Below are 10,746 nucleotides of genomic sequence, written 5' to 3' on the forward strand. Positions count from 1 at the left end.
TTGAATGCAACGACTCATTGTAACAAAAGTTACATATGACACAACCGGTCATTCATTCAATCGGCTTGTCGACGCAAAAACGCCGGTATATCAAGGTAATCCACATTGTCAGATGATGGCGCCTGCCTGCGGGGCTTTTCATTTTCCTCAACCTTGGGCTGTTCAGCAGCTTTATTGCGAACACGAGGAGGAATATCGAGCTCCTTGAGATTCAGGGTACCATCTGGACGGACCGCCTTGGGCTTGGAACCTTCAACCACTTTAAGAGACTGATCCTGCTCCCCACCAGCGTCTCCCAGACCGGTCGCAACAACAGTCACTCTCAATTCATCTGTCATTTCCGGATCAATAACTGTGCCCACCACGGTGGTGGCATTATCTGAAGCAAATTCACGCACTGTATCACCTACTTCGTGGAATTCACCTACAGAAAGATCCAGGCCCGCAGTAATATTAACCAGCACGCCACGAGCCCCCTGAAGATTGACATCCTCCAGGAGAGGGCTGCGGATAGCACGCTCAGCAGCTTCAATCGCTCTGTTACTGCCTGTAGCAGAGCCAGTGCCCATCATAGCCATGCCCATTTCAGACATAACTGTACGAACGTCAGCAAAGTCAACGTTAATCAGTCCGTCACGGGTAATCAATTCCGAAATACCCTGAACTGCGCCTAACAGAACGTCATTGGCCGCACCAAATGCGTTCAGCAGACTGACATCACGCCCCAAAACCGGCAGAAGGTTCTCGTTAGGAATACAGACCAGAGAATCTACGCTCTCCTTAAGTTGATTCAGACCCTCTTCAGCCACTGCCATTCTGCGACGACCTTCGAAAGAAAAGGGCTTGGTCACCACTGCTACGGTCAGAGCACCCATTTCCCTGGCAATCTCAGCCACAACCGGTGCTGCTCCGGTGCCTGTCCCCCCACCCATGCCGGCGGTGATGAAAACCATGTCAGAGCCCGCTAACACTTCAGCAATCCGGTCTCTGTCTTCCATTGCAGCATCACGACCGACCTCCGGATTTGCCCCAGCACCGAGACCGCGAGTAATGTTAGCCCCCAGCTGCAGATGGGTATGAGCCTGAAGGTGCTGTTTTTTCAGAGCCTGAGCATCCGTATTGGCACAGACAAACTCAACGCCTTCCAACCGACTGTTCAGCATGTGACAGACTGCGTTACCGCCACCGCCACCAACGCCTACTACCTTTATCACCGCTTCCTGCGGAACATTATCCACCAGTTCAAACATGGCTCTCTCCTTTCTGTCACCGTAAACAGGATATTTTCTGAATATTCATTACCACAACACCACGATTACTTTCCTGTAAGAACACCCTGTAAAATGGTCATTTGCACAAGGTACTCCTACTTCACAAAAGACAATCCATTCACTGTCTTCTGTAGCGATCATTTCTGCTGATGGCGACTGCCCCTCAATCAGAACTGACCCTGAAACCATTTTTTAAGCCTATTAAGCAGACTTTCTTCCTGTCTGCCGAAGCTGGCCGTTTCCCTTCGCCCTTCCTGCTGAGCTTTCAAACCATAATGAAGCAGGCCGACACCTGTTGCATAGATAGGATTGCAAACGACATCTGTCAACCCCTGAATGGCCTGAGGCACACCGAGCCTGACCGGCATGTGAAAAATTTCTTCTGCCAGGTCTACAGCACCTTCCATTTTGGACGTACCACCAGTCAGCACAATACCGGCTGGAATGAGGTCTTCAAAACCACTTCGTCTCAATTCCGCCTGAATCAGCGTAAACAGTTCATCGTATCTGGGCTCAACTACCTCTGCCAGCGACTGTCGTGACAGTTCTCTGGCCGGCCTGTCTCCAACACTCGGAACTTTGATCATATCTTCAGCGCGAGCCAGTTGGGTGAGGGCACAGGCGTATTTAATCTTAAGCTCTTCAGCATGCTGTGTGGGCGTTCTCAGAGCCATAGCAATATCATTGGTGACCTGATCACCCGCTATTGGAATAACAGCCGTATGTCGTATGGCTCCCTCAGTAAAAATAGCAATATCGGTAGTACCACCACCAATATCTACCATGCATACACCGAGCTCTTTTTCATCTTCTGAAAGCACGGAATAGCTCGAAGCCAGCTGTTCCAGAATAATGTCGTCTACTTCCAGACCACATCGTTTAATACAGTTCTCAATATTCTGCGCCGCATTGACGGCACAGGTCACCAGATGCACTTTCGCTTCCAAACGCACACCTGACATACCCAGTGGCTCTTTCACTCCTTCCTGGGTATCAATCACATATTCCTGAGGCAGAATATGGAGAATCCGCTGATCTGCGGGAATAGCAACAGCCTGAGCGGCATCAATCACCCTGTCAACATCGGCACTGGTCACCTCTCTCTCCCTGATAGCAACGATTCCATGGGAGTTCAGACTGCGAATATGATTACCTGCGATGCCGGCGTACACAGAGTGGATCTGACAACCAGCCATCAACTCAGCCTCTTCCACCGCTCTTTTAATGGCATGGACCGTAGAGTCGATATTAACCACAACACCTCGCTTCAGACCCCGCGAAGTGTGGGAGCCGATCCCGATCACTTCCAGCTGACCATCTGCGGTTATTTCACCCACAATCGCTACAACCTTGGAAGTGCCAATGTCGAGTCCGACGATTAAATTTCCGTTATCTGCCGCTGTCATGGCATCTATCTTCCCAAACCACCCTGACTGAAAGAGTCAGTGCGCCGAACCCAACACTCCAGTGTTGCCACGAAAACGCATAACAATGTTTTCATGACTATTTCCAGGCCACCGAAGCCCCATTCAAATAGCGCAAATCAACGCGCTTTACATCCTGCCAGCGATCATCAAGCCTTGCATGATATAGCCTGATAAAACGCTGCAATCTTTCCATTCTGCGATCACGTCCAAGATTGACATCAACATGATCCACCTTCAGCCACCAGGAATATGTCGTACTGAGCCTCAATTCCCGGACAGTTACCCCCAAAGGCCTTATTACCTGACTAAATGCCAGGTATTGCTGCATTACATCCTGCGAACGATCTTCCAGCCCTGCCAACTTGGGCAGCTTACTGAAGGCCTCCAGAGACCCCGGTCTGAAGACTTCTCCGTCTTCATCAATCAAACCGTCATCCTGCCAGCGGGCAATCGGTTTTCGTTCTTCCAGCCTGACTATCAGAGTATCTGGCCACTCCCGACGTAGACTGGCTTCCCTCACCCAGGGCATATCCAGAACAGCCCTTCGCATCTTTTCCAGGTCAAGGTAAAAAAAACGGTTGACCAACCAGGGGGCCAGCCGTTTTTCAACATCACCACGTTCCAGATAATTGAACGTAGAACGCACTTCCACCCGTGCTATCGGCTGATTAAGCCACATCATCAACGTCGGCCAGATCCACAGAACAGTCCCGGCCAGAGCGCAGACAACAGTCAACCCAAAGCAGCGCTTCCATGGAATGAAACGAGCCTGCTTTTTGTCTCTTGCCACACTCGCCCGACGGCTCCGCTTGCCAGAGTTGTCAGATAGCTTCTGATTCAGTCTGAACAAGCTCGTTGCTTTCCTTTATTCCAGGCTCTTTCAGGCGAGCCGGTGACAGGGACGACTTCAGAATCTCCAGAACCAATGCTTCGAAACACAAACCCACTGACTTTGCGGCCATAGGAAAAAGACTTGTCTCAGTCATACCGGGCACAGTATTAACCTCAAGCAGCCAGAATTGCCCTCTCTCGTCCTGCATAAAATCAACTCGCCCCCAGCCAGAGCAGCCCAGTGTTTCGAAAGCGGTCAGAGCCAGTGCCTGAAGCTCTTGCTCTTTGCTTTCAGACAGGCCACAGGGCAAGTGGTATTGAGTATTCCCTGAGATATACTTGGCGTCATAGTCATAAAAAGACTCTGCCGACTCGATTCGAATAGCAGGCAGAGGCTGCCCGTTAAGAATCGCTACGGTAAATTCAGGACCATCAATAAACTGCTCCACCAGCACGCCCCCCCCGTATTCTGAAGCCTGCTCCCAGGCTGGAAGCAGATCCTGCTCCTGATCCACTCTTGAGATCCCTACGCTGGAGCCTTCCAGACTGGGTTTTACGAAAGCCGGTAATAACTCTGCACAGCAGTCCAGGCTTTCAACCCGTTCAATCAGCATAAAATCCGGAGTGGGTAAACCCACCGCCTGCCAGAGCAGCTTGCTTCTGTATTTATCCATCGCCAATGCTGAAGACATGATGTCACTGCCCGCATGGGGAATATCCATTTGATCAAGCAACCCCTGCACCGTACCATCCTCGCCGCGGGGACCATGCAGGGCAATAAAAACGCGATCAGGCTTCTGTTCAACCAGCTGACTGACCAGCCCGTCGACAGGATCAATACAACAACATTCTATGCCACTGTTTTGCAGGGCTTCAAAGATTCGTGTACCTGATGCCAGACTCACTTCACGTTCGGCCGAGCAACCACCCAGTAACACGGCTACCTTACCGAGCACTTTTCTTAGCTTTTGGCTGTCTGCATCGATGGCAACTTGCCCCTGATCTTGGCTGTACATCTTCAAGCTACCTTTCCGTCCCGAGTTATGTCTGCCAGTTTTTTACCCAGCTCTGTCGTCAGCCTCACAGCCAAAGCACCGATGTCTCCGGCACCCTGAGTCAAAACAAGGTCGTTATCTTGAACAACACCTTGCAGAAACTTGCTTACTTCATCGGGATTGGAGATAAAAATGGGCTCCAACTGGCCTCTCTGACGAATGCTTCGACAGAGGCTTCGTGTGTCTGCACCCGGAATCGGATCTTCTCCTGCCGGATAGACTTCCATCAAAAGCAAGACATCAACCTGGGACAGCACTTCAACAAAATCCTCGTAAAGATCTCGGGTTCTCGAATAGCGGTGTGGCTGATACACCATTACCAGCCGCTTGTCTGGCCATCCAGCCCGGATAGCCTTGATCGTTGCCGCCACCTCTGTCGGGTGGTGCCCATAATCGTCAACGAGCATCATCCGGGCAGACTCAGTCTGAAAATGTCCCTGCACCTGGAATCGTCTGCCAACACCCTGGAATTGCCTGAGCCCCTCACAGATGACGTCATCGGGCATACCTTCATCCGATGCCACGATAAAGGTGGCAAGCGCATTGAGAACATTGTGACGGCCAGGTATATTCAGCTCAACTTTTACCTTTTTGTTGTCGTGAGATTTCCGCTCGAGCTCAAAACAGGTTCTCATACCCTTCTGCTGGATATTAACCGCTCGGAAATCCGCCCCCTCACACTCACCATAAGTGATAACTTGTCGTTTAATTGATGGTAACAGTTCTTGCACTACAGGACAGTCTGTACAGACCACAGCCAGACCATAAAATGGCAGGTTGTGAAGAAAATCCACAAAGGTTTTCTTGAGCTTGCCAAAGTTTCCCTCGTATGTGGCCATATGATCTGCATCAATGTTAGTGACAATAGAGACCATCGGTTGCAGGTGCAGGAAAGATGCGTCCGACTCATCCGCTTCTGCCACGAGGTAGCGACTGCCTCCGAGCTTGGCATTGGTACCAGCAGAATTCAGACGACCGCCAATGACAAAAGTAGGATCCAGACCACCGTAGCCCAACACCGAAGCCAGCAGACTGGTAGTGGTTGTCTTGCCATGAGTACCCGCCACTGCGATGCCATGACGGTAGCGCATCAGTTCGGCCAGCATCTCAGCCCTGGGAACCACCGGTACACGTCGTTTTCTAGCCTCAACCACTTCCGGATTTTCCAAAGCGACTGCTGTAGAAGTGACCACTACATCCGCCCCTTCAACATTAGCGGCTTCATGACCAATGAAGACGGTAATTCCCTGATCTTCCAAACGTCGGGTTACCGGTGAGCGTCTAATATCCGATCCTGAGATCTGGTAGCCCTGATTCTTCAGCACTTCGGCAATACCGCACATGCCCGAACCACCTATGCCGACAAAATGAATGTTTTTTATACGACGCATTTCAGGTATAGGTGCCACAGGAAAAATAGGTTTATTAGCGGGCATGTGCCACCTCCAGACAATGATCAGCTACTTCCTCGGCTGCCATAGGCTTTGCAACGCTGCCCGCAGCCCTGGCCATGTTAACCAGCTGTTCAGGATTGCCCACAAAATTCTCTAACATATTGATCAGACAGGTTTCGTTCAGTTCTTTTTGTTGCACCATCATAGCCGCACCCTGATTGACCAGGTACTGACCATTAACGGTTTGATGATCATCAACAGCATGGGGATAAGGCACCAGCAGGGCCGCCCTCTGAGCCATGGCCAGTTCCGAGACCGTCAGAGCCCCGGACCGACAAATCACCAGGTCTGCCCACTCATAAGCACCGGCCATATCATCGATAAAGGGTTCCAGGCGGCCCTCTATATTCAGAGCACGATATGACTCACGAGTAGCAGCCAAATTACTTTTCCCGGTTTGATGCCAAACCTCGATGCGACCTTTAAACCGGGTGAGCGCTTTTGGAACCAGCTCGTTGATGGCTACAGCACCTTTACTGCCACCTAACACCAGCAGCTTTAAAGACCTGTCATTCAGTTGAGCGGGTAACTCCAAATCAGCGATATCTGTTCTAACCGGATTACCCGTCAGAATAAGTTTCCCAGAGCTATTGACTGGACCGAAAGCTCCTGGAAAAGCCAGCAACACTTTGCGGGCAATTCTGGATAAAATCCTGTTTGTGAAGCCTGCAATAGCATTCTGCTCGTGGATCACCAGAGGGATACCTGACAAACGAGCTGCCAACCCACCCGGACCAGTGACAAAACCACCCATACCCAAAACACAGACAGGGTTGCAGCTTCGAATTACTTTTACGGACCGATACAGCGAAACAGCCAACTTCCAGGGCGCTTTCATTAGAAAGCTCAAGCCTTTACCCCTTAGCCCGGTGACCGGGATAAAACTGATTTCAAATCCATGGCACGGCACCAGTTCAGCTTCCATACTGTCGGGCGTTCCCAACCAGTGAATGGTGTAGCCACGCTTCTCAAGTTCTCTGGCCGTGGCCAGCGCAGGGAAAATATGCCCGCCAGTACCACCAGCCATTATTAAAACAGTAGGTTTGTCAATAGTACTCATGGCGCCCCTCTGCTTTTTTTGTCTGTTTCGACATTAAACTGACGTCGTTCATAATCAATTCGCAGCAACAATCCAAAAGCCAGGCAGTTTATCAACAGGCTACTACCTCCATAACTGATCAGAGGCAACGCCAGCCCTTTCGTGGGCAGCAATCCGGTATTTACACCGATGTTGATCAGCGCCTGACTGCTATACAGTAAACCAATGCCATAGGCGACATAGCCATGGAACAGTAATTTTTTTGCTTCTGCCCGGTAACCGATTTGCAAAGCTCTCCAGGAAATAAATAGGATCAAAGTCAGAACGAAGACCGCCCCGAGGACACCAAACTCTTCAGCCAGAACAGCAAAGATAAAATCGGTATGAGCTTCCGGCAAATAGAACAGTTTTTGCAGACTGTTACCCAACCCTTCACCAAACCATTCACCCCGCCCAAAGGCAATCAGGGACTGGGTCAACTGATAGCCACTGCCAAAAGCATTGGCCCAGGGGTCCATATAAGAAGCCAGACGCGCCATGCGATAAGGCTCAAAAACAATCAAGGCAGCAATAGAGCCCACCAGCAGCAGGATGAGAATAATGAACTGCCAGAGTCTGGCACCTGCCAGAAAGATCATCCCCATGGAAGCCCCCATCAATACCACAAGGGCTCCGAGGTCCGGCTCCATTAGCAATAGTGTGGATGAAACAAAAAGAATGGTCATAGGCTTGAAAAAGCCAGTCCATTTGGTTCTGACTTCATCCAGGCGACGAACCAGGTAGGCTGCCAGATAAACGACAATCATCAGCTTGGCCGCTTCTGATGCCTGCAGATTGAAAAAGCCCAGAGGAATCCAGCGAACACTGCCATTGACCTCCCGGCCCACAACCAGCACAGCCAACAGTAAACCCAAACCACCAAAGAGGGAAAGCCAACTGTATTTCTCTATCGTTTTCACCGGTACCATCAAAATGCCTCCCATCAGGGACAGGCCGACAAAAACAAAAAAAACCTGCTTGATCAGAATGTAAAACGGATTAGAGTAAAGACTGCCCGCTACTTCCATGGAAGCGGAACTAACCATAATCAGACCAATCACCAGAAGCACCAGCACAGCACCCAGCAACGGAAAGTCAAGAGCACTGTCTCGACGGCCCGCAAAGGGTGACCTTATTTCGCTGAGAAGCTTATGGTGTAGAGTCATGCAAGGCGCTCCCTGACCAGAGTCGTAAAGACATCGCCACGCTGCTCAAAGCTTTTAAACATATCAAAACTGGCACAGGCGGGAGCCAGCAGCACGGCATCACCGCTCTCACTGACCTCGCAGGCATGATCTATTGCAGCAGCCAGATCTCTGGCATATTGAACCGGGATCACGTTACCGATGGCGTTATCGATATCAGCTGCGTCACGCCCTATCAGCACAACCTCACGACCATACTTTTGTAACGGTTGTTTCAGTTGATTAAAATCCGCCCCCTTGCCATCCCCACCGGCAATAAGAACAATTTTTCCGCTCAGGGTTTCACCCAAGCCTTCGATAGCCGCAACCGATGCACCGACATTGGTGGCTTTGGAATCATTAATCCAGACCACACCGTTTTTTTCAGCTACCCACTGGCATCGATGAGGAAGACCTGTAAAGTGGCTCAGAGCCTTCAGCATAGGCACCATCGGGATACCCACTGACTCACCCAGAGCCAGGGCAGCCAGCGCATTCAACTGATTGTGACGACCCGACAACTTCATGGCCGCTGTATTGAGAAGCCTTTCAACACCTTTACAAAGCCATGTATCTTCTTGATCCTCTATTAAACCATAGTCGTGCAAATCAGGTTTGCCGGAAGTAAACGCTGTTGCTGGTGTAGCTTGGGGAAGAAGAGGCACAGTCAGGGCATCCTGCTTGTTGTATACCGCATGTTTACAACCACGGTATATACGCTGCTTCGCCTTATGGTAGTCCATCATGGACTCATAACGATCCATATGATCAGGACTGATGTTCAACACTGTCGCAGCAACTGCACGTAAAGAGTGAGTGGTTTCCAGCTGGAAGCTGGACAATTCCAGGATATAGAGATCGACATCTTGCCTTTTAAGCAGATCAAGAGCTGGAGTGCCAATATTGCCACCCACTGCAACATTCCAACCGGCCTCTTGAACCATTTCTCCCAGCAGGGCTGTCACAGTGCTTTTGCCATTAGAGCCAGTGATGGCGACGACGGGTTTATCCACCTCACGACAGAACAGCTCAATATCACCCACCGCCTCAGCCCCCTTACTGACAGCATCAGCAATCTCTGGAGTAGCCAGTGCAATACCAGGACTGAGAATCAACTCATCCGCCGAATTCAACCACTCCGGGTTCAACCCACCCAGATGGACGGGTACATCCGGGAAAACGGCTTTGAGTTCATCAATGCCAGGAGGGTTATCCCGAGTATCCATCACTTTAAATGAACGTTGTCTTGCAGCAAGATACCGCACACAGGACATCCCGGTCTTCCCGAGACCGACTACAACCCTTGTACGATTTGAGCTTATCAATGCTGACACGCTTATTTTTCCCGAGCAAAAACTGTGTTAACGAATCTTCAGTGACGCAAGACCAATCAGGACCAGAATCAGGGTAATAATCCAGAAACGGACAATCACCCGGGGCTCAGGCCAGCCCTTCAATTCAAAATGATGATGCAGTGGTGCCATACGGAATATTCGGCGCCCGGTGAGCTTGAACGAAGCCACCTGGAGAATCACCGACACTGTCTCCATGACAAAAACTCCACCCATAATGACCAGCACAATTTCCTGACGCACGATCACCGCCAGCACACCTAATGCCGCACCAAGAGCCAGAGCACCCACATCGCCCATAAAGACCTGGGCGGGATAGGTATTGAACCAGAGAAATGCCAGGCCCGCTCCACCTATGGCAGCGCAAAAAACGACCAGTTCCCCGGAACCGGGCACAAAGGGTATAAGCAGGTACTGGGCAAAGTTCGCATGACCACTGGCATAGGCAAAAACAGCCAGTGCAGAAGCCACCAGAACAGTAGGCATGATTGCCAGACCATCCAGACCATCAGTCAGATTCACAGCATTACTGCAACCGACAATGGTCAGGTAAGCCAGTACAACAAAAAATGGCCCAAGATCAATGACGACGTTTTTGAAGAAAGGTACAATCAGACTGGTCTCTACCGGTGCTTTAGCTGTGGCGTAAAGAAAGACAGCCGCACCCAGCCCACCCACTGACTGCCAAAAAAACTTCCAGCGTGCAGGCAGGCCTCTTGAATTTTTCTCCACCACCTTACGGTAGTCGTCTACCCAGCCAACAACTCCAAACACCACTGTCACCAGTAAAACCACCCAGATGTAGCGATTACTTAAGTTGGCCCACAAGAGGGTACTGGCCGCGATACAAACCAGAATCAATGCCCCCCCCATAGTAGGTGTTCCGGCTTTGCTGAGGTGCGACTGTGGACCATCATCACGCACAGCCTGACCAATCTGGTGATAACTCAGTCGACGAATCATATAAGGCCCCAGCCAGAGCCCCATACCCAGTGCAGTAAGCACACCCAGAATCGCTCTCAGTGTGAGATATTTGAAAACGGCAAAGCCGTGGTAGTATTGCGACAAGAAATCCGCAAGCCAGAGCAGCATTA

At 50.6% G+C, this 10,746-nt stretch carries 9 protein-coding genes; all 9 read right to left on the reverse strand.

The window, feature by feature from the left end:
- Nucleotides 1-56: 56 nt before the first annotated feature.
- Nucleotides 57-1,250, reverse strand: coding sequence for a cell division protein FtsZ (gene ftsZ, locus KBW69_RS03580; RefSeq protein ID WP_257279940.1), 1,194 nt, complete (start codon nt 1,248-1,250; stop codon nt 57-59).
- A 188-nt stretch (nt 1,251-1,438) separates the two neighbouring features.
- On the reverse strand, nt 1,439-2,677 hold the full coding sequence (ftsA, locus tag KBW69_RS03585) for a cell division protein FtsA (RefSeq protein WP_257276280.1): 1,239 nt from the start codon (nt 2,675-2,677) through the stop codon (nt 1,439-1,441).
- Between the two features lie 97 nt (nt 2,678-2,774).
- The gene (locus KBW69_RS03590; RefSeq protein WP_257279941.1) at nt 2,775-3,548 is read right to left on the reverse strand and encodes a cell division protein FtsQ/DivIB; all 774 of its coding nucleotides are present in this window, start codon (nt 3,546-3,548) and stop codon (nt 2,775-2,777) included.
- A complete protein-coding gene (locus tag KBW69_RS03595) occupies nt 3,520-4,545 on the reverse strand; it encodes a D-alanine--D-alanine ligase (protein WP_306674480.1) in 1,026 nt (341 codons plus the stop codon). Before KBW69_RS03595 ends, KBW69_RS03590 begins: the two co-directional genes overlap by 29 nt.
- 2 nt (nt 4,546-4,547) lie before the next feature.
- Nucleotides 4,548-6,020, reverse strand: coding sequence for a UDP-N-acetylmuramate--L-alanine ligase (gene murC / locus KBW69_RS03600; protein ID WP_257276274.1), 1,473 nt, complete (start codon nt 6,018-6,020; stop codon nt 4,548-4,550).
- Nucleotides 6,010-7,098, reverse strand: a complete 1,089-nt coding sequence (gene murG / locus KBW69_RS03605; RefSeq protein ID WP_257279942.1) for an undecaprenyldiphospho-muramoylpentapeptide beta-N-acetylglucosaminyltransferase — start codon at nt 7,096-7,098, stop codon at nt 6,010-6,012. Before murG ends, murC begins: the two co-directional genes overlap by 11 nt.
- A complete protein-coding gene (ftsW, locus tag KBW69_RS03610) occupies nt 7,095-8,282 on the reverse strand; it encodes a putative lipid II flippase FtsW (RefSeq protein WP_257276276.1) in 1,188 nt (395 codons plus the stop codon). The genes murG and ftsW overlap by 4 nt, the downstream gene beginning before the upstream one ends.
- Nucleotides 8,279-9,634, reverse strand: a complete 1,356-nt coding sequence (gene murD, locus KBW69_RS03615) for a UDP-N-acetylmuramoyl-L-alanine--D-glutamate ligase (protein ID WP_257276277.1) — start codon at nt 9,632-9,634, stop codon at nt 8,279-8,281. The genes ftsW and murD overlap by 4 nt, the downstream gene beginning before the upstream one ends.
- A 27-nt stretch (nt 9,635-9,661) precedes the next feature.
- Nucleotides 9,662-10,744: a phospho-N-acetylmuramoyl-pentapeptide-transferase gene (mraY, locus tag KBW69_RS03620; RefSeq protein ID WP_257279943.1), complete on the reverse strand. Its 1,083-nt coding sequence runs from the start codon at nt 10,742-10,744 to the stop codon at nt 9,662-9,664.
- Between the last annotated feature and the right edge of the window lie 2 nt (nt 10,745-10,746).

It is taken from the genome of Endozoicomonas sp. ISHI1 (genome assembly GCF_024606225.1).
Lineage (GTDB): Bacteria > Pseudomonadota > Gammaproteobacteria > Pseudomonadales > Endozoicomonadaceae > Endozoicomonas_A.